The sequence below is a fragment of the Pseudomonas sp. GOM7 genome (assembly GCF_026723825.1).
GTDB lineage: Bacteria > Pseudomonadota > Gammaproteobacteria > Pseudomonadales > Pseudomonadaceae > Aquipseudomonas.
Map to the genome: position 1 here is coordinate 5,312,604 of NZ_CP113519.1, position 22,368 is coordinate 5,334,971.

Here is a 22,368-nt window from a genome sequence, read left to right on the forward strand (position 1 = left end):
CTGGGGCAGGCCAGCGCTACAAGCAAAAGCCAGAAACATTCTGTACCTGGCCAACCCAGAGCGCCCCGTGCAAGATGCGGCGCAGCGTTCCCTATCAAGAGAGAAGACCCTGATGCAGCGTTTCCTCAGTATCGCCATGGTGCTTTGCCTGGCCCTGACCTTCAGCTTCGAGGCCCATGCCAAGCGCTTCGGCGGCGGCAAGTCGTTCGGCTCCGCCCCCAGCCACCAGACCCGCCAGGCCGCGCCGCAATCGCAGCCGGCGGCAACCGCCCCCACCGCTGGTCGCCAACCGGCAGCCGCCAGTGGCGCCTCGCGCTGGCTCGGCCCGCTGGCCGGCCTGGCCGCTGGCGGCCTGCTGGCCTCGATGTTCATGGGCGACGGCTTCGAGGGCCTGCAAATCATGGACTTCCTGATCTTCGGCCTGATCGCCTTCCTGATCTTCCGCTTCCTCGCTGCCCGTCGTGCCCAGCAGCAACCGCAAACCGCCGCCGCTGGCGCACCCTACCAGCGCGAGATGCCGGCCAGCGCCGCACCCACCTCGATCTTCGGTGGCAGCGCCGCCGCTGCGCGCCCGGTGATCAACGCCCCGGCCTGGTTCAACGAGCAGAGCTTCCTGGCCGCTGGCCGCGAGCACTTCATGAACCTGCAGCAGCACTGGGACGCGAACGAGATGGACAAGATCGCCGAGTTCGTCACCCCGCAGTTGCTGGACTTCCTCAAGCGCGAGCGCGCCGAGCTGGGTGACGGCTTCCAGTCCACCTACATCGACGAACTGCAGGTGCAGCTCGATGGCGTCGACGACAACGCCGAGAAGACCATCGCTACCCTGACCTTCAGCGGTGTGTCGAAGACCTCGCGTTTCGATCAGGGCGAGCCGTTCAGCGAAAGCTGGCGCCTGGAACGTGCCCAGGGCGACAACCAGCCCTGGTTGATCGCAGGCATCCGTCAGAACTGATCGCGCAGCGCGTCACCCAGAACCCCGGGACTTTCCCGGGGTTTTTTATGGCCTGTGCGAAATGCTGGGGAAGGCGGTTTTGATACAGGACTGGCAATACGGTATTTCGGGGGCTTGTTCCGAATTGCCGCGTTTTTGCTGATGTCTTTGGTTTCGCCCTCCCGGGCGAGTCACTTTTGCAGGCAAAAGTAACCAAAACCTCCGCCCTTTCATCCGGCCCTCGCTGCGCGAGGGTTCGCTCACTCCATCGCCGTTCCAGAGGCCCGACCGGATGCGGCCCACCGACGGTGGGCCATCCATGGCCCATCGCGGCTTTCGCGGCATCCATGCCGCTCAACCTCTTCCACGACGATTGCGTTCGCCCTCCTGGGCGGGCTCTGCACGCGCCTGAACCCGAGGTAACCCAGAATTAGCGTGGAGTGCTTGAACATGGGTCAGCCTTAGGGCTGACCTGAATGCCGGCTGCAAGCCGGCAAGCTGTTCAATGCATGAAACTGCGCGAATGAAACTATTGGTTTAATTCGACAGCCACATCGTGGTTCCACTGCTACCAGATCACGCCGAGCAATCTATGGAGTGCCCGTTCGTTCAGGCGCGCTAACTCCCCCTTCAGGAGGCCGAACGCAGGCATTGCGCAGGGGGCGAGCGGCATGGATGCCGCGAGATACCGATGGCGGCCCCGCGTAATGGGCCAGGGATGGCCCATGTACGCCGACCCCGGAGCGATGCCGGAGTGAGGGAAGTCGAGCGCAGCATGACGGGGACGCCTAGTTCCGGATGGCGGGGGTGCGTTTCTTTTGCTTACTTTTCTTTGCGCAGTTCAAAGAAAAGTGAGTCGCCCGAGGGGGCGAAACCCGGAATCACTGAACACACAACAGCGGCGTCCAGAACACCCAACAAGCCACCACACCAACACACAAACTTGCCAATCCCGTAGGCCGTGTCGAATTCACTGTGATGCAGACAGTGCCAGGCAAGAGGTGTCATGAGAGCGCTCCACGAAAAGCGCCGGTATGCCGTGACACCGACATGTTTTCATTGCAACGGCCAGCTACTGTATAAAGCCGACCCCACCCTATGAGGAGCCGCCGCCGTGGAAGAAGTCATCGATCAGCTACGCGAACTCAACGAGCCGGTACCGGTGCCGCTGGAGCTGCCGGACGAGGAAACCCTGGTGGAAATCCAGGAGCAGATCCTCATCCACTTGCCCTTCGAGCTGCGCGAGTTCCTGCTCAAGGTCAGCGACGTGGTCTACGGCCGTCTGGAGCCGGTGACTGCCAGCGACCCGCACTCGCATACCTACCTGCCGGAAGTGGCGTCGGTGGCCTGGGATCTCGGCCTGCCGCGCGATCTGGTGCCGCTGTGCCAGGACGGCCGCGATTACTACGCGGTGGACGTGGAAGGCCAGGTGTGGCTGTGGGACGGCGACGAAGGCGAGCTGACCGACGAGAGCTGGGATTCGGTCTGGCACTGGTGCCGCGACGTCTGGCTGGAAAGCTGAAACCCACCGTGCAGCAGCAGGCGGGGCTCAGGGCAGGTAGATGCGAAACTCACCGCCGCCCAGCGGGCCGCCGTTGCTCAGCTCGATTCGCCCCTGGCGGCCATCGCGCTGGTGCAATTGCGCGATGCGCGCGGCGAAGTACAGGCCCAGCCCGGTGCTGCCGCTGCTCTGGCTGAGGCCGAGAATGTAGTCGCCCTGGCGCTCGAGCATCGCCTGGGGATAACCGGCGCCATCGTCGTTGACGTAGAGCAGCAGCTCACCCGCCTGCTCGCTGGCGCTGATCAGCAAGGCGCTGCGGGCGTAGCGCGTGGCGTTGGCGATCACATTGCCTAGCACCGAACCCAGCAGCTCCTGGTCGAAGAAGCCCATCAGGTCGAACTCGCTGACCTCGCCACGGGCCTGGATACCTCGGCTGTCGAGCACATCCTGATAACGCGCCAACTGCGCCTGGATGAAGTCGTCCAGCTCATGGTGTGCCGGGTACAGGGGCAACTGATTGACCTGCAGCTTGTACAGGCCGAGCAACTGCACCAGCATGCCGTTCAGGCGCGCCGCTTCGTACTCGATCACTCCGCGCTCGGGCATGTTCTGCAGCTCGGCCGGCAGACTGGCGAGCCAGCGCGCATGGGCCTGGCCCAGGTGCGCCAGGGAGTTCTTCATGTCATGCACGGTGGAGGCGATGATGGTGCTGAGATCGAGCCCGCTCATGTGTCGAACACCCGGCTGCGCAGTTGCTGGTAACGTGCATAGCGCGTATCGCTGGGGGCGATCATGCTGACCCCGTCGAGGCAGCTACGCGCCTCCTCGAGCCAGGGCTGCGAGGGCTGTTCGAGGCCCAGGCGCAGCAGCGACTGGGCGGTGTTGAGGGCAATACTGATGTTCTTCGGCTGCAACCCCAGAGCCCGGCGGAACAGCGCCAGCGCCTCGTCGGTGCGGCCCTGCTTGTAGGCCTGCACGCCCTGGCGGTTGAGGTCGGTGGCCTCCTTGCTGATGACGAATACGCTCTGGTCATCGGTCAGGCGAGCCGCCGCTTCCAGCACCCCGGCGTCATCGCCATGAATTTCCAGACAGTCCTTGAGCAACTTCGCACCGGCTTCCTGCTGGCCAAGCTGCTGGAACTGCTCGACCATGCCCAGGGCCACCTCGGCCGGCAGGAAGGCCTCAACCTGCTGCAGCTCGGCGGCGGCTTCGGCGGCCAGTTGTGCGGCGCGTGCCGGTTCGTTGGATTTCTGCAGGCTGCGCGCCTGCATCAGGCGCTTGCGCACCTGCACGGTCTTGTCAGCGGCGTATTGGCTGCCCAGCTCGCCGAGCACCTGGCTGATCTCCATCTGGGCGCGCTTGCTCAGCGTCTCCTCGCCCGTGTCGGCCATCAGTGCCTGGCTCAGGGCCAGGTAGTTCTCCGGGCTCTTCAGGCGCGAGTTCTTGCCCTGCTCCACGGCGCTGCGATAGGCCTTGGTGGCACCGGCAAAATCTTCGTTGTGCATGGCCAGCTTGCCGAGCTGCATCTGCCGCGGCAGAGCCAGCGGCGAAAGGCGCACGGCCTCTTCGAGCACCTGCTGCGCCTGCTTGGCATCGCCCTGTTTTTCCAGCACGCCGGCCAAGCCATCATACAGGCCAGGCTGCATGGGGAAGGCCTTCAGGCCCTGCTCGAAGGTGTCCTTGGCGCGCGCCAGATCACCCCGCTCGTTGAGCAGGTTGCCCAGTGCCTGGTAGGCCCAGGGCATGGCGCGGTCGGCCAGCACCGCCTGCAGCAGGCGTTCGAGCTCCTGCTGCCGACCCAGTTCGCGCAGGGCACCTGCCTTGTACTTCAGGCACAGGGGCTGCAGGCGCTTGTCCTGGCTGGCCAGGGTTTCGCAGGCGCTCAGCACCTCCGCCGGGTTGCGTTTGTCCAGCGCCTGCAGCACCGGCTTGAGCAGGGTCTTGCGCTCCACCAGCTTGTCCAGCCGCTGGGTCAGGCCGGCACGGTTGAAGGGCTTGGTCAGGTAGGCGTCCGGCTCGTGCTCGAGCAGGCTCAGCACCATGGCCTGGCTGCTCTCGGCGGTGACCATGACGAAGATGCACTGGTGGCTGATCAGGCGCGCCGCATGCAACTCTTCCAGGGTCTGCAGGCCGTTCTTGCCGGCCCCCAGGTTGTAGTCGTGGAGGATGATGTCGTAGCGCTTGTGCCGACACATGGCGATGGCCTGCTCGCCCCGGTCGGCCGTGTCCACATCCCTGACGCCCATCTCGCGCAACATGGCCTTGACCGAACTGCGGAAGTCGGAAAAGTCGTCGACTATCAGAAACCGCTTGCCGCTGTAATCCAGCATGAATCCTGTCCTTGAATGAACCTTGGCGGAAGTATAGGGCAGCGGGCCTGCACACACAGAGCGCTCGCACTCAGCGAGCCTGTTCCAGTTCCAGCAGGTTGAGCAGAAAGCGGGCGAAATAGAGCAGATCCTGCTCGAGGGCCTGACGGGCGCCCTTGGCATCGCCGGCTTCGAGGGCGGCGAAGGCTTCCTCATGAAAGTCGTTGAGCCGCAAGGACAGATCGGCCTCGGTGAACAGGCGATTGAAGAAGGGGCCGATCTGCAGCCACAGCGACTCGATGGTGCGCAGCAACACCGGGTTACCGCAGGCCGCGTACAGGTGCAGGTGGAACTGGCTGTTGGCGTCCAGATAGTCCTGCACCCGGCGCTGCTCGATGGCCGCGTCCATGCGCTGTACACAGTCGCGCAGCAAGGCCAGGTCGTCAGCCGTCATGCGCGGCGTGGCCAGCTCGACGGCCAACCCCTCCAGCGCCAGGCGCACCTGAAAGAGATGTTCGTAGCGCTCGCGGGTCATGGCCGGCACGCGCACCGAGCGCTGCTGCTCCCCCTCCAGCGCTCCCTCGGCCACCAGCCGCTGCAGGGCGGCGCGCACTGGCATCGGGCTGGTGCCCCACTGCGCGGCCAGGTCACGGATCTTCAGCCGCTCGCCAGGCTGGAAACGCCCGGCCAGCAGGCTCTCGCGAATACGTTGGTAAAGCTGTTGCTGCAAATTGTCGCTCATGCTTGCAGCATCCTCCGTGGCGGGGCTGGAAGCTGAGACAGGGTAAGCAGGCAATCGCGCATGGGGTTCTCCCTTGGACAAGGCATCAGATGAGGTCGAGGATGCAAGCCACGACCAATTTTGTGATCACATAACAGGAAAAATACTAACTCATAATGCGTATAGCAGCATCACTTGCCATTTTTGTGATCACAAAATACCATGTGCGAAAAATCGAACGAGGTGTTCAGCATGACTGCCAGTGGTATCGCCCCAACCGCCGTGGAAACCTTCGCCGCTGGCGAGCGCGCCCGCTTCCTCGAGCGTAATCCCAAGTCCGTGGCCCTGGCCGAGCGTGCCCGCCACTCGCTGTACGGCGGCGTGCCGATGCACTGGATGGCCGACTGGTCGACGCCCGTGCCATTGTTCGTCGAGCGCGCCAAGGGCGCACGCTTCTTCGACGTCGATGGTCATGAGTACATCGACTTCTGCCTCGGCGACACCGGCACCATGTTCGGCCACTCGCCCGACCCGGTGGCCCGCGCCCTGGCCGAGCAGGCGCACAACGGCCTGACCACCATGCTCCCCGGCGAGGACGCCGTGGTCTGCGGCGAGCTGCTGGCCCAGCGCTTCGGCCTGCCCTACTGGCAGGTGACCGCCACCGCTACCGACTCCAACCGCTACGTGCTGCGCTGGGCGCGCGCCATCACGCAGCGCAAGACCCTGCTGGTGTTCGACGGCTGCTACCACGGCACCGTCGACGACGTGATGGTGCGCCATCGCGAGGGCCGCACCGTGCACCGCTCCGGTCTGATCGGCCAGGCCTATGACCTGACCGAGCACAGCCGCGCCATCCCCTTCAACGATATCGAGGCGCTGGAAGCCGCCCTGGCCCAGGGCGACGTCTGCGCCCTGCTGTGCGAGCCGGCGATGACCAATATCGGCATGGTGCTGCCCGACCCCGGCTTCATGCACAAATGCCGCGAGCTGACGCGCAAGTACGGCAGCCTGCTGATCATCGACGAGACGCACACCATCTCCACCGATATCGGTGGCTGCACCAGGCTGTGGAATCTCGACCCGGACTTCTTCGTGGTCGGCAAGCCCATCGCCGGCGGCGTCCCGTGCGGCATCTTCGGCTGCAGCGCGCAGATGGCAGAAGCGATGAACGCCGCGCGCCAGCGTGCCAGCGAAGGCAGTCATGGCCACGGCCACAGCGGCATGGGCACCACCCTGTCGGCCAACGCCCTGGCCATGCATTGCATGCGCGCCAACCTGGAACAGGTGATGACCCAGGTCGCCTACGACCATATGCTGCCGCTGGCTGCACGCCTGGCCGAGGGCTTCCGCCAACTGATCGGCAAGCATGGGCTGAACTGGTCGGTGACCGAGCTGGGCGCGCGCTGCGAATTCCAGTTCTGCGCCACCCCGCCGCGCACCGGCGCCGAGGCCGAGGCCGCCTTCCACGACGAGCTGCAGATGGCCCTGCACCTGTACCTGATCAACCGCGGCATTCTGATCACCCCCTTCCACAACATGACCCTGTGCTGCCCGAGCACCACGGCCGATGACGTGGACAAGCTGATCGCCACGCTCGACATGGCCCTCAGCGAGCTGCTGGCCATCCCTGGCGCCCGCGAGTAATGCTGCCTGTAGGGTGGCGTAGCTGACGCTTTATCCATCCACCACATTCGGTGAAACGGTGGATGAAAAGAGCGTCATCCACCCTATGCCCCCACAGACGCGCCCCCACGATCTTCTGCGAGAACCACCATGCGATTCGCCAACCCCCAGGAAGCCCGCGATTTCCTCGAACGCCACCCCGAGGTGCGCAGCATCGAGCTGATGCTGATCGACGCCAACGGCATCCCACGCGGCAAGCTGTTGCACCGCGACGAGTTGCTGGCCATCTACGAAAATGGTCGGCCGCTGCCCAGTTCCATCCTCTCGCTGACCATCCAGGGCGAGGACGTCGAGGAAAGCGGCCTGGTCTGGGAAGTGGCCGATGCCGACTGCTGGACCTACCCATTGCCCGGCAGCCTGACCCTGCAACCCTGGCGCGCGGTACCCACCGGCCAACTGCAGGTGAGCATGCACCCGACCCAGGGCATGCCGGCCACGCCAGGCGACCCACGTCACGTGCTGGTGCGTGCCATCGATGCGCTCAAGGCCGACGGCTATCACCCGGTGATGGCGGTGGAGCTGGAGTTCTACCTGCTGGACAAGCAGCGCGATGCCAATGGTCGCCCACAGCCGGCCATGCAGATGAACGGCGTGCGCCCGCAGGCGCCGCAGGTCTACGGCGTATACGAACTGGAGCAGGTGCAGCCGTTTCTCGACGATCTCTACGCCGCCTGCGAAGCACAGGGACTGCCGGTGCGCACAGCGATCTCCGAATACGCCCCGGGCCAACTGGAGCTGACCCTGGAGCACCGTTTCGACGCACTCCAGGCCGTGGACGAAGGCGTGCGCTACAAGCGCCTGGTCAAGGGCGTGGCCAACAAGCATGGGCTACAGGCCTGCTTCATGGCCAAACCGTTCGGCGACCTGGCCGGCAGCGGCATGCATATGCACGTGTCGCTGGCCGATGCCGAGGGCAACAACCTGATGGCCTCGGAAGACCCACAGGGCACGCCGCTGCTGCGCCATGCCATCGGCGGCATGATGGCTACGCTCAATGACGCCCTGGCGATCTTCTGCCCCAACGCCAACTCCTTCCGCCGCTTCCAGGCCAACAGCTACGCGCCGCTGGCCAAGAGCTGGGGGGTGAACAACCGCACCGTGTCGTTCCGCGTACCGGGCGGGCCGGCGGGCAGCCGCCACGTCGAGCACCGCATCTGCGGCGCCGACGCCAATCCCTACCTGGCCGCGGCAGCGATCCTCGCCGGTATCCACAAGGGCATCCGCGAGCAGATCGATCCAGGCGAAGCCATCGTCGGCAACGGCTATGAACAGGCCCGAGAAACCCTGCCCACCGACTGGCTCACCGCACTGCGCAATCTGGAAGGTTCGAGCTGGGCGCGCGAGGCGCTGGGCGAGGACTTCCTCAAGGTATTTCTGGCGATCAAGTGGGCCGAGTTCCGCCAGTTCATGGGCGAGGTGGGCGAGCAGGATTGGCGCTGGTATCTCAATCACGCCTGACAGCCTGCCCCGGCAGCGCAAGCTGCCGGGGCGGCCTCAACGTACCTTGATGTAATCACCCGCCACGCTGATACCCATGCCGCCGTAGTCCTGGCAGCCATCCGCAAATACCTCGAGCACACGCAGCTCGATACCTTCACGCAGCAACTGCACCGCACAATCGCCGCTCGGGCCAGCATCCTGCAGACGCATTTGCACTGCATCGCCTTCCAGCTTGCCCTCCAGCCCGCCAATAGCGGCTGGGCCGTATTCCTCCACTCGCGCCCCGGCGCGCAGAGCTGAAAAACTGGCGCGATAGCCTCCCTGTGGATCAGGCGTTATCAGCAACTCGCTCCACACCGCCTGGCCGCCGTAGCGCAAGTAGCGCCCTGCCGGGCTGGCCGCCAGCGCCTGGTAATCCAGCGTTTCGGCCACCTTGGTCAGATGCAGACGCGTCGAAGAGCCACTGAGGTTATTGGCCAGCGCCACGCCCAGCCAGGCCCGTGCCATGCCCGCATCGCCAGCGCGCAGATGGGTCAGGATGAGATTGTTCAGCGCCAGCTCCAATTGTGCCGTATCGCCATCCTCGACACGTCGTAACTGACGCTCGAAGGCCTCGATGGCCTGCTCATAGCGCCCAGCCTGGTAGGCAGCGCTGCCGGCTTGGTTGCATTGCACCGCCGTGGCACATTCATCGGTCGCTTGCGCGGTAACGCTGAGGCCCAGCGCCAGCCCCGGTAGTAGAAGTCTCGAACGGATTGGCATGGATAGCATCCTTGCAACAGGAAATGGCGAGTTTAGTGCAAATCTTGCATCCCCAGGGCTCGCAGGCCTTACTCTCACCAGCCCTACACGTACTCGGAGCGACGATGGAAGCCGGAACCGCACACCTGACGATGACCGTACTGATGACACCGGACATGGCCAATTTTTCCGGCAATGTCCACGGAGGCACGCTGCTCAAGTACCTCGACGAAGTGGCCTACGCTTGCGCCAGCCGCTATGCCGGCTGCTATGTGGTGACCCTGTCGGTGGATCAGGTGATCTTTCGCGAACCGGTGCACGTCGGCGAACTGGTCACCTTCCTCGCCTCGGTCAACCACACCGGGCGTACCTCGATGGAGATCGGCATCAAGGTGATCACCGAGAACATCCGCGAGCGTTCGGTGCGCCACACCAATAGCTGCTTCTTCACCATGGTCGCAGTCGATGGCCAGGGCCGCCCGGTACCGGTGCCGGAGCTGCAGCCGGACACCCCCGACGGCCTGCGCCGCCAACGCCAGGCCAAGCAGCGCCGGCAGATTCGTGACGAACTGCAGCAGCGTTACCAGGCGCTGAGCGAGGAGAAGAACACCTGAAGCATCACGCCAGCGGCAACGCCACGGTAAAGGATTGCCATCCACCCTCCTGCTCCCAGGGCGGTTGGTGGAACAGCTCGAAGCTGCCGTGATTGACCGGAGGCAAGCGCTCCCCGGAGGCCGGGAGCCAGGCCATCGCCACGCTGCATAGGGTATTGACGATACCGGACAGGTAATCCCCATCGCAGCGCAGCGTGGCATAGCGACCAACGGGCAGGATCTGCGTGGTCAGGGCCGTGCCCGCTGCATCGAAACCAGGATCGAGCACGGCGCAGTCATAACGGATCAGCTCGGTCGGCGTGACCAGTGAACCATCAAGGGAAATGCCGAACGCCTGGGCGCCCTGCAATGGAAAACCGACTTGCCGCAGGTAATGCCCGAACGTTCGCCAATGCGCCTCACGATCGGCGTAGGAGCCGTGAAAGCGCATGGCAAGCAAGGGTCGGGGCTTCAACGTCTGCACCCGCACCAATGCTGCCTGCTCGCTTTGCGCCGGGCTCGGAAGCGGCCGACGCGCCTGGGCGAATTGACGATACTGCGTGGGCACTCTGCCGAAACGTCGCTGGAAGGCACGGATGAAGGCCTCGTGGCTGGCATAGCCGGCATCCAGGGCGATCTGCATGACCGACTCCGATCCCATCAACAAGCTCATCGCCGCGCGATCCAGACGAGTACGACGCAGGTAGGCGCTAGGCGACTCGCCCATCACCTCGAGGAAATAGCGCTGAAAATGAAAGGCACTGAGGCCGACATGCGCAGCCACGTCATCCAGCCCCAGAGGCGCTGCCGGAATGCTCTCGAGCAGGCGCACGGCACGGGCGATGCGGGGATCGCTCAGGCAACTCGGCGGCGGCTGCCGACGCGGTGCTGGCGTCAGAGGAGCGGCAGGAGGCGGCTGCGCAATCTGTGCCAGCTCCCAATCGATGGTTGCCGCGATGGCTGTGAGCGAATCGCTATCAGCGCACTCCTCGTCCATCTTTCCTCCCTGTAAACTGGCCAGGCGCAAGTTCTATCAAGCGCCTATTCTGCCAGCAGTTTAAATTTCGCCAATTGCCCCTTTCACGTCGACCGCACAAACGCCGCTGTGCGCGAGACTGTGGGCGAGCCCACATCCAACGCAAAACATCGCCAACCACAGGAAGGCTGTCATGAACCGTGCCTACGCTCTCGTCTGGAACCCTTGCAATGGCGCCTGGAGCGTCGCTGACGAGCATGCCCGGCGACGCGGCAAAGGCGCCGGGGCTGTGCTGGCGGCCAGCCTGCTGCTGGCCGGCCCGGCAGCCGCCGCTGACCTGCCCACGGGAGGCCAGGTGGTGTCCGGTAGCGGCACGATCAACCAGCCCAACGGCCAGCAGATGGTCATCGACCAGTCCAGCACCAAGCTGGCCATCGACTGGCAGAGCTTCGATATCGGTGCCGGCAACAAGGTGACCTTCAATCAGCCCGGCAGCGACGCCATTGCCCTCAACCGCGTGGTGGGCAGCGATGGCTCGAAGATCATGGGCCAGCTCGATGCCAACGGCCGCGTGTTCCTGGTCAACCCCAACGGCGTGCTGTTCGGCGAGAGCGCCAGCGTCAACGTCGGCGGTCTGGTCGCGTCGAGCCTGGATATTGCGGTCGAGGACTTCGACCGGGGCCATTACCGCTTCAAGGGTGACGGCAGCCCTGCCGCCGTGGTCAATGAGGGCAGCATCCAGGCCGACGGGGGGGCAGTGGCGCTGCTCGGCGGCACGGTAAGCAACAATGGCGTGGTCGTCGCCAACCAGGGCTCGGTCACCCTGGCGGCCGGCAATGCCATGACCCTGGACTTCGCCGGCGATGGCCTGCTCAAGGTGCAGGTGGACGAGGCGGCGGCGGATGCGCTAGTGGAGAACCACAAGCTGATCCGCGCCGATGGCGGCAAGGTGCTGCTCACCGCCGACGCAGGCGATGCGCTGCTCAAGACCGTGGTCAACAACACCGGCGTCATCGAGGCCCGCACCCTGGGCCAGAAGGACGGCAAGATCATGCTCATGGGCGACTTCGACGGCGGCGTGGTCAAGGTGGCCGGTACCCTCGATGCCAGCGCCCCCAACGGTGGCAACGGCGGTTTCATCGAGACCAGCGGTGCCCACGTGCAGATCGCCGATGACGTGAAGGTCACCACCCTGGCGCCCAAGGGCAAGACCGGCGAGTGGCTGATCGACCCCTACAACGTGACCATTTCCAACGCCCCCAGCTCCGGCATGGGCGGCTTCAACGGCAACGCCAATGACAGCGTGCTCAACGTCACCACCCTCACCAACGCCCTGGCCAGCACCGGGGTGACGGTGACCACCGGCGTCGGCGGCAGCCAGGCCGGCAACATCACCGTGGACGCGCCTATCAGCTGGAGCGCCAACACCGTGCTGGCGCTCAACGCCGCCGGCAGCATCATCATCAACAAGGACATCACCGCCACCGGCAACAACGCCGGGCTGTCCATGTCCTACAGCGGCAGCTACAGCCTGAACAAGGGCGCCCGCGTGACCCTGTCCGGCAGCAATGCCAGCCTCAGTCTGGCGGGCACCGGCTATACCCTGATCCATGACATCGGCGCGTTGCAGAACATCACCAGCACGGGCTTCTACGCCCTGGGTAACGACATCGACGCCAGCGCCACCGCGGGCTGGAATGGCGGCGCCGGCTTCAACCCGCTGGACGGGGCGAGCACCAACTTCGCCGGCCTTGGCCATAGCATCGACAAGCTGACCATCAACCGTGGGCTGGAGAGCGACGTCGGGCTGTTCCGCACCGTGAGCGGCAACGTCCGTGATCTGACCCTGTCGAACGCCCGCATCACCGGCCAGATGAACGTCGGCGGTATCGCCGCCACCCTCGGCGGCACCCTCAGCAACGTCCACATGACCGGCAGCGTTTCCGGTTCCGGGGCCTTCGTCGGCGGCCTGGCCGGCACGGTGAACAACGGCATCATCCGCTACTCGTCCTCTGCCGCCGACGTGACCGGCTTGACCGTGGTGGGCGGGCTGGCGGGCAGCGTGCAGAGCATTGCCATGGCCGACTCCTATGCCACCGGCTCGGTCACCGCCACGGTCAGCAACACCAGTGCGTTTGCGGGCGGGCTGCTGGGCGAGGTGATCTCCAGCGCGACGCTGACCAACACCTACGCCAGCGGCAAGGTTACCGGCTACACCACCACGGGCGGCCTGATCGGCGGCGGCTTCCTGCCCACCATCACCGTCAACACCAGCTACTGGGACATCAACAGCACCGGCCAGTCCAGCTCCCTGGGCGGCGGCACCGGTCTGACCAGCGCTGTGCGCAATCAGTCGGCCTACACCGGCTTCGACTTCACCAACATGTGGGTGATATTTGAAGGCGATACCCGGCCGATGCTGCGCAACGAATACTCCACGACCATCTTTACCCCCCACGCCCTGCAACTGATGGGGCTGGATCTGACAGCCAACTACCGCCTGGGCACCGACCTGAGCCTGACCAGCGCCATGGCCGCCAACGGCGGCTACTACGGCGAGGTGTGGGGCGCGTCGGGCTTGCGTCCGATCGGCAGCGACGCACAGCAGTTCACCGGCAGCTTCAATGGGCAGGGCCACAGCATCAGCGGCCTGGCCATCAACCGGACGGCCACTAACTATGTCGGCCTGTTCGGCTACACCGCCAATGCGACCCTGGCCAACGTGAAACTGCTGGGCGGCAGTGTCACCGGCAACGACGGCGTCGGTGCCCTGGTCGGCTACATGCTGGGCGGCACCCTCGGCAACGCATCGGCCAGCACCACGGTCAGCGGCACCAGTACCAGCGAAGCCAACACCGGCGGGCTGGTGGGCACCAACGACGGCGGCGCCATCGCCGATGCCTCCGCCACCGGCAATGTCACCGGAGCCGGCTACCAGGTCGGTGGCCTGGTCGGCTTCAACGTCAACGGCGGCAGCATCACCCGCTCCTATGCCACCGGTAACGTCACCGGCACCAACACGAGCGCAAACCTCGGCTATGTCGGCGGCCTGGTGGGCGCCAACGGCTACAGCGGCGATGGCGGCTCCATCAGCCAGTCCTACGCCACCGGCACGGTGAGGGCGTCGTCGGGGCCGGTCGGCGGCTTCGTCGGCCACAACGAAGGCAGCATCACCGACTCCTACGCCATCGGCGCGGTGATCGGCCAGGGCTCCGCCAGCAACATCGGCGGCTTCGCCGGGGTCAATTTCGTCAACGGCACCATCGCCAACAGCTACTCCACCGGCTACGTCGCCGGTGGCAGCCAGACAGGCGGGTTCGTCGGCTACAACAACGGCGCCAATGGCGCCATCAGCAACGCCTACTGGAACACCCAGACCAGTGGCCAGCTTCAAGGCACTGCAGGCGGGTTGGCGGGCGGCATGACCGGGCGCACCACCGCACAGCTCCAGGGCGGGCTGCCTTCCGGCTTCTCGTCGCCCCTCTGGGGCACCGGCACCAACCTCTACCCGTACTTCACCTGGCGCTACAACACCACGCCCATCGCCATCAGCGGCAAGGCCTTCAGCAATGCCGGCAGCACCGCCCTGGCCGGCGCAACCCTGACTGCCGTGTCCGGCGGCATGGCCATCGGCAGCGGCAGCAGTGGGGCGGACGGCTACTACTACATCCTCAGCGACGCCAGCGGCCTGGATGGGAACGGCGCCATCGTCTACCTGGACGGCAACGCCGACACCGGTGCCGCCTTTGGCGACGTGATCGGCACCAACGGCGTCCAGGGGCTGGATGTCTATGGCTCCGCAGCGCGCCTGGTCACCGGCCAAGGCAGCCTCTCGGCAACCCGCAATCGCTATCTGGCCGCCCGGGGTAGCTACGCCGACACCGACCTCGCCTTCCTCTCGTCCAGCGACTTCGCCACCCTCACCAGCAGCGCCTACGGCCTCTATCTGGTCGCCAGCGCCGCCAGTTACAGCCTGGACACCGAGCTCGGTTCCGGCGGCCTGCTGAGCCTCGACAGTGGCGGCGCCTTCAGTGTCAGCGGCACCCGTCAGCTATCGGCGGGTGGCAACCTCGACGTGGCCGACCGCCTGACCTGGGGCGATGCCGCCGGGCTGACCCTCAGCACCAGCAATGGCGGCAACGTCGTACTGGGGAATGGCATAGGCGCTGCCAACGGCAGCCTGACCCTGTCCGCCGCCGGCACCGTGACCAGCAACGGCGGCATCAACATCGGCGTGCTGAATTTCACTGGCGGCACCTGGAGCCAGGTAGGCGCCAGCCTGCCCAGCTTCAGCGTCAGCGACTTCCGCCTCAGCCCCAGCGCCACCTTCGTACGCGCCCTGGGCGGCGACGGCAGTGTCGCCACGCCGTACCGCATCGCCGATGTCTACGGCCTGCAGGGTCTGGCTTCCACCAGCCTGGCGGGCAGCCACTTCGTCCTGGCGAGCGACATCGACGCCTCCAGCAGCGCGTTGTGGAACAGCGGCACCGGTTTCCTCTCCATCGGCAGCCTCGCCAACCCCTTCACCGGCCGGCTCGACGGGCAAGGGCACCGCATCAGCGGCCTGGCCATCAACCGCCCCGGCAGTACCTACAGCGGCCTGTTCGGCTACAACGCCGGCTACGTCGGCAACCTCACCCTCGTAGGTGGCAGCGTGGCCGGCGGTACCTACGCCGGTGCACTGGTGGGCTACAACGCATCGGTCGGTGTAATCGAGCGGGTCAGCAGCGACACCAGCGTCACCGGCACGGGCAATGTCGGCGCCCTGGTCGGCACCAACGCCGGGATCCTCAGCGAGTCGCTGTCCACGGGCAGCGCCAGTGGCGGCCTCAATGGCGGCGGCCTGGCGGGCAGCAACGCCAGCACCGGCACCATCCGCGACAGCTACGCCACCGGCAGCGCCCAGGGCAGTGCCACGGCAGGCGGCCTGGTGGGGTTCAACGACGGCAGCCTGCTGCGTGTCTACTCCACGGGCACGGCCAGTTCCAGCGTCGGCGCAGCCGGCGGCCTGGTGGGCAGCAATGTCGGCACCGTAACCGGCAGCTTCTGGAACACCACCACCAGCGGCCTGGCCCAGGGCGTCGGGGCCGGCAACGCCACGGGCGTGTCGGGGCTGACCAGCGCCCAGCTCACCAGCCTGGCGCCCTTCGTGGCAGCAGGCTGGAGCATCGACGACGCTGGCGGCACCGGCGCCACCTGGCGGATGTACGAGGGGCACAGTGCGCCGCTGCTGCGCAGCTTCATGACCGCCCTCAGCGTCAGTGCTGGCAACGCCAGCAAGACCTACGACGGCACCGCCACCAGCAGCACCGGCACCCTGGTGTTCCCCATCGGCTACGACCCGGCCCTGGTTTCCGGCAGCGCCGTCTACACCGCCAACAGTGCCAACGCCGGTACCTACAGTGGAAATAACTTGCGCCTCGGGGGCCTGTATTCCAGCCAGTTCGGCTATGACATCGAGATGCTCGCCGGCACCCTGACCATTGACAAGGCAGCCCTGACCATCACCGCCAGCAATGCCAGCAAGACCGCCGGCCAAGTGGCGATTCTCAGCGGCTTCAGCACCGCCGGGCTGGTGGCGGGCGACCAGGTCAGCAACGTCAACCTGGCCAGCAGCGGCGCCGCTGCCGAGGCCACAGCCGGTAGCTATGCCATCGTCGCCAGCAACGCCCAAGGCAGCGGCCTGAGCAACTACGACATCACCTACGTCGATGGCCAGCTCAGCGTTATCGGCACCTTGCCCAACAACAGCAGCAATACCATCGATCCGCGCGTGGCTTCTGCACAGTTGGCCGCCAAGCAGTCCGCCAGCGATAACGACAGGCCGCTGGTGATGGTGACACCGGCACTCTTCGCACCGGCCACTTACGCTCCACAGCTCAATATTCTCAATGACGGCATTCGTCTTCCCGAAGGAATCTGAAGATGCGTTCGATCCCCGTGCTGGGCGGCCTCGCCGCCTCCCTGCTGAGCCTGTCCGTCGCTGCCGCCACCGCACCGGATGCCGGTCAGGTGCAACAGGGCCTCGACCGGCAGCCCCTGCAGCTCGAACCTCGACAGTCCCTGCCACTCAACCTGCCGGACACACCCGCCGACCCGGCGGCCGACGCCGGCCCGCGCCTGCAGGTCAATGGCTTCATCCTGGAAGGCAACAGTGCGCTGAGCAGCGAGGAGCTGCTGGGCCTGCTGGCCGATCTGCCGGGCCAGGAACTGAGCGTTGGCCAGTTGCAGGCAGCCGCCAACCGCATCACCCGCCGTTACCGCGAACAGGGCTATCCGCTGGCACGCGCCTACCTGCCCGCCCAGGAGATCGAAGACGGAGTGGTGAAGATTAGCGTGCTGGAAGGGCGCTACGGGGAGATCCACGTCGATAACACCCTCGGCCTGGGTGGCAGCGCCCTAGCGCCGTTGTCGGCACTGCAGCGCGGCGACGCCGTGCAAAGCCAGCCGCTGGAACGCAGCCTGCTCCTGCTAAGCGATACGCCCGGCGTGGAGGTCAAATCGACCCTGCGCCCCGGTGCCAGCACCGGCACCACCGACCTGCTGGTGGATCTGCAACGGGCTCCGCTGGTCAGCGGATCGGTGGACATGGACAACTACGGCAACCGCTTCGTCGGCCAGTACCGTCTGGGTGGCACGCTGAACCTGAACAACCCGCTCAACCTCGGCGACCGCCTCAGCCTGCGCGCGATGGGCAGCGACGAGGATCAGCGCTATGGCCGCGTGGCCTACCAGTTGCCGCTCGGCCCCTGGTCCACCCAGTTCGGCGCCGCCTATTCGGACATGGACTACGAGCTGGGCCAGGACTTCGAGGATCTACGCGCGCACGGCAATGCACGTATCGCCAGCGTCTACGCCATCCAACCGCTGGTGCGCTCGCGCAACTTCAGCCTGTTCGGCCAACTGCAGTACGACGACAAGCGCCTGAAGGACGATATCGACCTGTTCGGCGAGAAGAGCGACAAGCATGCCCGCGTCGTGACCCTCACCCTCAACGGCAACAGCCGTGACGACCTGCTCGGCGGCGGGCTCAACAGCTTCGCCCTCGGCTGGAGCCAGGGCAGCCTGACCCTCGACGGCGCCCAGGCCCAACGCACCGACGACGCCACTGCCGGCACCCGCGGCCGCTTTCACAAGCTCAATCCGAGCCTGGTACGCCTGCAGCGCCTGAGCGATCGCTTCAGTCTCTACACCCAACTCCAGGGCCAGTGGGCCGATGGCAACTTGGACAGCGCGGAAAAACTCTATCTGGGCGGCGCCTACGGTGTGCGCGCCTATCCTCAGGGCGAGGCCTCCGGTGACCAGGGCTGGCTGGCCAACGTCGAGCTGCGCTACGCCCTCACCGCGGCCTGGCAGCTATCCACCTTCGTCGACCACGGCGAGGTGCGCCTGAACAAGGACGCCTGGACTGTGGATGACAACCACCGCAGCCTTTCGGGGGCCGGCCTCGGTGCCCAGTGGGCGAGCAACGGCTGGCAGATCAGCACCGTCGCCGCCTGGCGTCTCGGCAATGCCGATGCCGAAAGCGACGTGTCACGCACGCCACGGGTCTGGGCGCAGGTGGTGCGAGCGTTCTGAGCGCAGCCTGATCAGGCGCTGAGCGAGGAAAAAGGCTGACCATCGAGACAGCACTGCAAGGCGCCGGCAAAAAATGCCGGGATCGCCCTGCCACTGTGCCTGGCGATGCTCGATCTGGATCACTTCAAACAGATCAACGACCGCCACGGTCATACCACTGGCGACGCGGTACTGCGCGAATTCAGCCAGCTCTGCAGGCAGCAGGCGCACGCGACCTAACTGTTCGCCCGCATCGGCCTGGCCGAGTGGCGCCCGGCGAAACCCTGGAGCAGTTGCTGCAGCGCGGCGCTCTGCACCGCCAAGGTCGCGGGCCGCGATGGTCTGATGCGCGCGACCTGAGGCGGCGCGGATGAAACGCCCTCAGTCGTGACCGATGTAGAACAGCAGCTCGCGCCGCTGCGGATGATCCTTGAGCCAGGCGCGAATGTCGTCGGCGCGGGCGATGGCCTCTTCGCCGGCGATGCGGCTGAAACGCTCACGCCGTGCCTGTTCGCTGGCCTGCTGACGCACCTGGCGCTGCCAGGCCTCGGTGAAGATCGCCGGCATGCGCTGGCTCAGCTCCAGGGCCTTGAGCAGTTGCCACTCACCACTGTCCAGCCAGGCCTCGTCGCAGCTACCGCACAGATCGAGGCGGTTGGCGCGGGTGCCGCTGATCTGGAACTTGCTCATCAGCTTGGCACACTTGGGGCAGCTCAGGGCATGGCTGGTTTCGCTGACGACCTCCTCGGCCGTCAACGCCGACGGGTTTTCCTGTTCGGGCTGGCGTTCGGCCCAGTCGCGGTAATGCAGCAGGCTGACCAGGGTACCTGCGCATTGCGGGCAACCATGGCCGAGCAGGCCATCTTCGAGCTTGGCCGGTTGCAGGCGCGTGGTACGGCAGGCGGGGCAATGCATGATGCTGACATCCTTTTCAGTGTTGAGTGTGCAAACGCTAGTGCAGAGCCGACGGCCGGGCAAGTGGCTATGCTGAGAACTGTGAGGCAGATAGGCTAAGCTCTGCCTCCCGGAGCCGGAGTCACCATGATCAGCCTGTTCGATGTCTTCCTGTTGATGCTCTTCGCCGCCGCCTGCGCCTGGTTGTGGCGCGGCCATGGCATTCGCGAGCGGGCCCTGGCCTTCGCCAAGCAGCACTGCGCCAAGCTCGACGTGGAACTGCTCGACGGTGCCGTGGCCCTGCGCCGCCTGGCCATCGAGCGCGACGCCAAGGGGCATCGGCGCCTGGCGCGGCTTTACGACTTCGAGTTCACCGTCACCGGCGAGCAGCGGCTGCGTGGGCAGATCAGCATGTTCGGCGCGCATTTCGGGCGTATCGAGCTGGAACCGCACCCGGTGCTGCAACCGCAGCCCGAGCCGGTATCGGTGCAGCCCCAGGGCAACGTCATCCGCCTGGAGGACTGGCGGCGCAAGGCACAGTAGAACGTCAGCCGCGCTGCAGCAGAAAGTTGGCCACGCGCTCGGCGCTGTCGCCCGGCCGTTCCTGCATGAAGCAATGTCCACCCGGCACCACCTGCCCGCGCACCTGTGGATTGCTCGCACACCAGCGCGCCACCGAACGGGCGACGAAAGGATAAGTATGCGCACCGTGAATGACCTCGGTGGGCGTGCGCACCTTGGCCAGCGACGGCCACAGGCGACGCGGGAAGGAGCCGAAGATCTCCGCTTCGCGGCTCGGCCGGCACTTGAGCTCGACGCCACCGTCGACCTCCTTCAAGGCGTGCTCGATATAGGCAGCGAACGCCGCCTCGTCCCAGCCCTTGAACATGCCCCGACCGTGCAGCGCGGCATGCGCGCTGGCGCGATCCGGCCACTGCCGCCGACGTTTGCGCGCCTTCTTCGCCAGGCCCGTGCGCTGCGCCAGGCCGGTCACGTCCGAGAGCGCCATCACGCCGATCATGGCCGGGCTGAACAGCACCGGGTCGAGCAGCACGGTGCGCTGGAACAGCTTGGGGTGGCGCGCCAGGATCAGGCTGGTCAGCACCCCACCGAAACTGTGGCCCAGAGCGAAACGCGGCACCGCGCCGAATGGCCCGCGCAACGCCTCGAAGGCCTCCACCGCCAGCTCGGCACTGCGGTTCCAGCCGTGAAAGCGGCCGCCGTGATCGCTGTCACCATGGCCCTGCACATCACACAGCCAGAGGTCGAAATCCTCGGCCAGCAGCGCCAGCATCGGTGTGTAGACCCGCCCGCAATAGCCGTTACCGTGCAGGAAATGCAGCAGCGGCCTGCCCGAGGGCGGCGTATGCCAGCCACGCAGGGTGAAACCGGCAGAGGTGGCGTGAGACCAGGGCAACAGTTGCATGAAGGGTATCCACAGCGAGGAACGCGCGGCGAGTGTATCAGCCAGCCGGGGCGATTCGGCAGGCAGTGAAGGCCGCGCCAAGGGCTTCGGCGTCCTGCGCCTGATCGAAGATCAATTCCAGCCGCGAATCCTTGCGCCATTCGCTCGGGCTCCAGCCCTGCAGCGCCTGCCCCTGTACGGCATTGAGCGAGCGCCAGCCGTCGGTACCTTGCAGCACCGCCTTGGCCCGGCGCCAGGGCAGGGTCTGCAGCCACTGACTGGCCTGCCCGAGGTCGAAGCGCTGGCTCGGGTGCCAGCGCCAGCCGATGCTCCAGCCCTCGGCCTGGGCCTGCACCTGGCAGATCGGCTCGGCGGCGTTGCGCCAGATCTGCGCCAGGCCCGGCGCGGCGCTGGGTAACTCGGCCTTCACCTCGACGGACGAAGCCTGCGCCGCCAGCCCCGGCAACGCGGCCAGGTCGAGCTGGCCGTGCTCGCACCAGCACAGCGGCACGGGCGGCAGTTGCGCAGCAATCCGCGCCCGCGTCGCCTCGTCCACGCCTGCGCTCTTGTTCAACAGCAACAGACCCACTTCCCCCAACGCCTGCTGCTGCACATCGGGCAATGACTCACCGGCCGCCAGCGCAGCGGTGTCCAGCACCATCAACGCCGGTTGCACGGCCAGCACCCCGAGCCAGGGGGGCTGACGCAACTGCGCCAGCAACTGCGCCGGATGGCCCAGGCCGGAGGGCTCGATCAGCAATCGATCAGGCCTGGCCTTGCGCAGCAGACGGCCGAGGCCAACCTGAAACGGCGCACCATTGACGCAGCACAGGCAGCCACCGGCCACCTCGGCCAGGGTGATGCCGTCATCGCCTTGCTCCAGCAAGGCAGCGTCCAGGCCGATCTGACCGAATTCGTTGATCAGCACCGCCCAACGCTCGCCCGCAGGCTTCTGCGCCAGCAGGTGACGGATCAGGCTGGTCTTGCCGGCGCCCAAGGGGCCGGCAATCAGATGGGTGGGAATTTGGCTGAGCATACCGCTATGGTCGGCGCTTCAATGCACAGACTGCAACGGGGCGGCATGCTAGATTCGCCGGAAATTTTCGAGGAAGCTCATACGATGCGTGCATGGCTGTTGCTGTTCTCTCTCCTGCCGGGCCTGGCCCTGGCCGACGCCTGCGTGGTGCACAGCCAGGCCGAGCGCCTGGACGTGAAGGTCTGCCAGGAGAACCGCAACATCCCCGCCACGCTGTTCCGCGAAGGCTTCTGCCAACCACAGTTACAGGGCCAGAAGGTCGAGGTGGAGTTTGTCGAGCATTGCCCAGAAGGGGCCTACGGCATCTGCCAGGAAGCCCAGGCTGGCAGCGGGCTGTACCGCCAGGACATCCACTACTACGGCGTGGCCAGCGATGCGGCGTACCTGCAACCGGCCTGCACCAACCAGTACCAGGGCAAATGGATCGAGCCCTGACATCAAAGTGTCACCCAAAGAGCGCCTAATGACGGTCGGGTACCTCATGTAACCCTCGTGCCGAGTCACGCGTCGGCATGATCTCTTGGTGCTTAAGGCCGGGGCAGTTGCTCCGGCCTATTTTTTTGCCCGGCATCCAAGCT

Annotated in this window: 19 protein-coding genes; 10 read left to right on the plus strand and 9 right to left on the minus strand. The window is 65.9% G+C overall.

Annotated elements, in window-relative coordinates; all coding sequences use genetic code 11:
• Nucleotides 1-112: 112 nt before the first annotated feature.
• Nucleotides 113-955, plus strand: coding sequence for a Tim44 domain-containing protein (locus OU800_RS23640; protein ID WP_268179984.1), 843 nt, complete (start codon nucleotides 113-115; stop codon nucleotides 953-955).
• An 801-nt stretch (nucleotides 956-1,756) separates the two neighbouring features.
• Here the strand turns inward: OU800_RS23640 and OU800_RS23645 are convergent.
• Nucleotides 1,757-1,942 carry a hypothetical protein gene (locus OU800_RS23645; RefSeq protein WP_268179986.1) on the minus strand — a complete coding sequence of 62 codons (186 nt, stop codon included), beginning with the start codon at nucleotides 1,940-1,942 and terminating at the stop codon, nucleotides 1,757-1,759.
• 106 nt (nucleotides 1,943-2,048) lie between these two features.
• Here OU800_RS23645 and OU800_RS23650 point away from each other — a divergent pair, with 106 nt between their 5' ends.
• A complete protein-coding gene (locus OU800_RS23650; RefSeq protein ID WP_268179988.1) occupies nucleotides 2,049-2,456 on the plus strand; it encodes an SMI1/KNR4 family protein in 408 nt (135 codons plus the stop codon).
• 27 nt (nucleotides 2,457-2,483) lie between these two features.
• Here OU800_RS23650 and OU800_RS23655 read toward each other — a convergent pair whose 3' ends face one another.
• The 3 genes from OU800_RS23655 to OU800_RS23665 all read right to left on the minus strand — a co-directional run bounded on the left by OU800_RS23655 (nucleotide 2,484) and on the right by OU800_RS23665 (nucleotide 5,486).
• A complete protein-coding gene (locus OU800_RS23655; RefSeq protein ID WP_268179990.1) occupies nucleotides 2,484-3,164 on the minus strand; it encodes a sensor histidine kinase in 681 nt (226 codons plus the stop codon).
• Entirely contained in the window at nucleotides 3,161-4,765 is a 1,605-nt protein-coding gene (locus OU800_RS23660; RefSeq protein ID WP_268179992.1) for a tetratricopeptide repeat-containing response regulator, read from the minus strand. Before OU800_RS23660 ends, OU800_RS23655 begins: the two co-directional genes overlap by 4 nt.
• Before the next feature lie 70 nt (nucleotides 4,766-4,835).
• Nucleotides 4,836-5,486, minus strand: coding sequence for a GntR family transcriptional regulator (locus OU800_RS23665; protein ID WP_268179994.1), 651 nt, complete (start codon nucleotides 5,484-5,486; stop codon nucleotides 4,836-4,838).
• A gap of 231 nt (nucleotides 5,487-5,717) precedes the next feature.
• Here OU800_RS23665 and OU800_RS23670 point away from each other — a divergent pair, with 231 nt between their 5' ends.
• Both OU800_RS23670 and OU800_RS23675 read left to right on the plus strand, forming a co-directional pair.
• Nucleotides 5,718-7,109 carry an aspartate aminotransferase family protein gene (locus OU800_RS23670; protein WP_268179996.1) on the plus strand — a complete coding sequence of 464 codons (1,392 nt, stop codon included), beginning with the start codon at nucleotides 5,718-5,720 and terminating at the stop codon, nucleotides 7,107-7,109.
• 129 nt (nucleotides 7,110-7,238) lie between these two features.
• On the plus strand, nucleotides 7,239-8,606 hold the full coding sequence (locus OU800_RS23675) for a glutamine synthetase family protein (protein WP_268179998.1): 1,368 nt from the start codon (nucleotides 7,239-7,241) through the stop codon (nucleotides 8,604-8,606).
• Between the two features lie 36 nt (nucleotides 8,607-8,642).
• Here the strand turns inward: OU800_RS23675 and OU800_RS23680 are convergent, their stop codons facing one another.
• Nucleotides 8,643-9,350, minus strand: a complete 708-nt coding sequence (locus OU800_RS23680; RefSeq protein ID WP_268180000.1) for a tetratricopeptide repeat protein — start codon at nucleotides 9,348-9,350, stop codon at nucleotides 8,643-8,645.
• Nucleotides 9,351-9,454: 104 nt separating this feature from the next.
• Here OU800_RS23680 and OU800_RS23685 point away from each other — a divergent pair, with 104 nt between their 5' ends.
• Nucleotides 9,455-9,943, plus strand: coding sequence for an acyl-CoA thioesterase (locus tag OU800_RS23685; RefSeq protein ID WP_268180001.1), 489 nt, complete (start codon nucleotides 9,455-9,457; stop codon nucleotides 9,941-9,943).
• 4 nt (nucleotides 9,944-9,947) lie between these two features.
• Here the strand turns inward: OU800_RS23685 and OU800_RS23690 are convergent, their stop codons facing one another.
• Nucleotides 9,948-10,919: an AraC family transcriptional regulator gene (locus OU800_RS23690; protein WP_268180003.1), complete on the minus strand. Its 972-nt coding sequence runs from the start codon at nucleotides 10,917-10,919 to the stop codon at nucleotides 9,948-9,950.
• Between the two features lie 172 nt (nucleotides 10,920-11,091).
• Between OU800_RS23690 and OU800_RS23695 the strand changes: the two genes are divergently transcribed.
• The 3 genes from OU800_RS23695 (at nucleotide 11,092) to OU800_RS23705 (ending at nucleotide 18,695) form a co-directional block, all read left to right on the plus strand.
• Nucleotides 11,092-16,821: a two-partner secretion domain-containing protein gene (locus OU800_RS23695; protein WP_268180004.1), complete on the plus strand. Its 5,730-nt coding sequence runs from the start codon at nucleotides 11,092-11,094 to the stop codon at nucleotides 16,819-16,821.
• 2 nt (nucleotides 16,822-16,823) lie between these two features.
• Nucleotides 16,824-18,476 (plus strand): ShlB/FhaC/HecB family hemolysin secretion/activation protein, encoded by a 1,653-nt coding sequence (locus OU800_RS23700; RefSeq protein ID WP_268180006.1) that lies wholly within the window; start codon nucleotides 16,824-16,826, stop codon nucleotides 18,474-18,476.
• Nucleotides 18,477-18,581: 105 nt separating this feature from the next.
• Nucleotides 18,582-18,695, plus strand: coding sequence for a diguanylate cyclase (locus OU800_RS23705; RefSeq protein WP_442964727.1), 114 nt, complete (start codon nucleotides 18,582-18,584; stop codon nucleotides 18,693-18,695).
• 141 nt (nucleotides 18,696-18,836) lie between these two features.
• On the opposite strand, the gene OU800_RS23710 is transcribed toward OU800_RS23705, so the two are convergent.
• Nucleotides 18,837-19,370 (minus strand): TFIIB-type zinc ribbon-containing protein, encoded by a 534-nt coding sequence (locus OU800_RS23710; RefSeq protein WP_268180007.1) that lies wholly within the window; start codon nucleotides 19,368-19,370, stop codon nucleotides 18,837-18,839.
• A gap of 126 nt (nucleotides 19,371-19,496) precedes the next feature.
• On the opposite strand from OU800_RS23710, the gene OU800_RS23715 reads away from it, so the two are divergent.
• On the plus strand, nucleotides 19,497-19,892 hold the full coding sequence (locus OU800_RS23715; RefSeq protein WP_268180009.1) for a DUF3301 domain-containing protein: 396 nt from the start codon (nucleotides 19,497-19,499) through the stop codon (nucleotides 19,890-19,892).
• Nucleotides 19,893-19,896: 4 nt separating this feature from the next.
• On the opposite strand, the gene OU800_RS23720 is transcribed toward OU800_RS23715, so the two are convergent.
• Together OU800_RS23720 and OU800_RS23725 are read right to left on the minus strand one after the other, a co-directional pair.
• Nucleotides 19,897-20,775, minus strand: a complete 879-nt coding sequence (locus OU800_RS23720) for an alpha/beta fold hydrolase (protein WP_268180010.1) — start codon at nucleotides 20,773-20,775, stop codon at nucleotides 19,897-19,899.
• Nucleotides 20,776-20,812: 37 nt separating this feature from the next.
• Nucleotides 20,813-21,790: a CobW family GTP-binding protein gene (locus OU800_RS23725; RefSeq protein WP_268180012.1), complete on the minus strand. Its 978-nt coding sequence runs from the start codon at nucleotides 21,788-21,790 to the stop codon at nucleotides 20,813-20,815.
• An 84-nt stretch (nucleotides 21,791-21,874) separates the two neighbouring features.
• On the opposite strand from OU800_RS23725, the gene OU800_RS23730 reads away from it, so the two are divergent.
• Nucleotides 21,875-22,225, plus strand: a complete 351-nt coding sequence (locus OU800_RS23730) for an NADH:ubiquinone oxidoreductase (protein ID WP_268180014.1) — start codon at nucleotides 21,875-21,877, stop codon at nucleotides 22,223-22,225.
• Nucleotides 22,226-22,368: the final 143 nt, after the last annotated feature.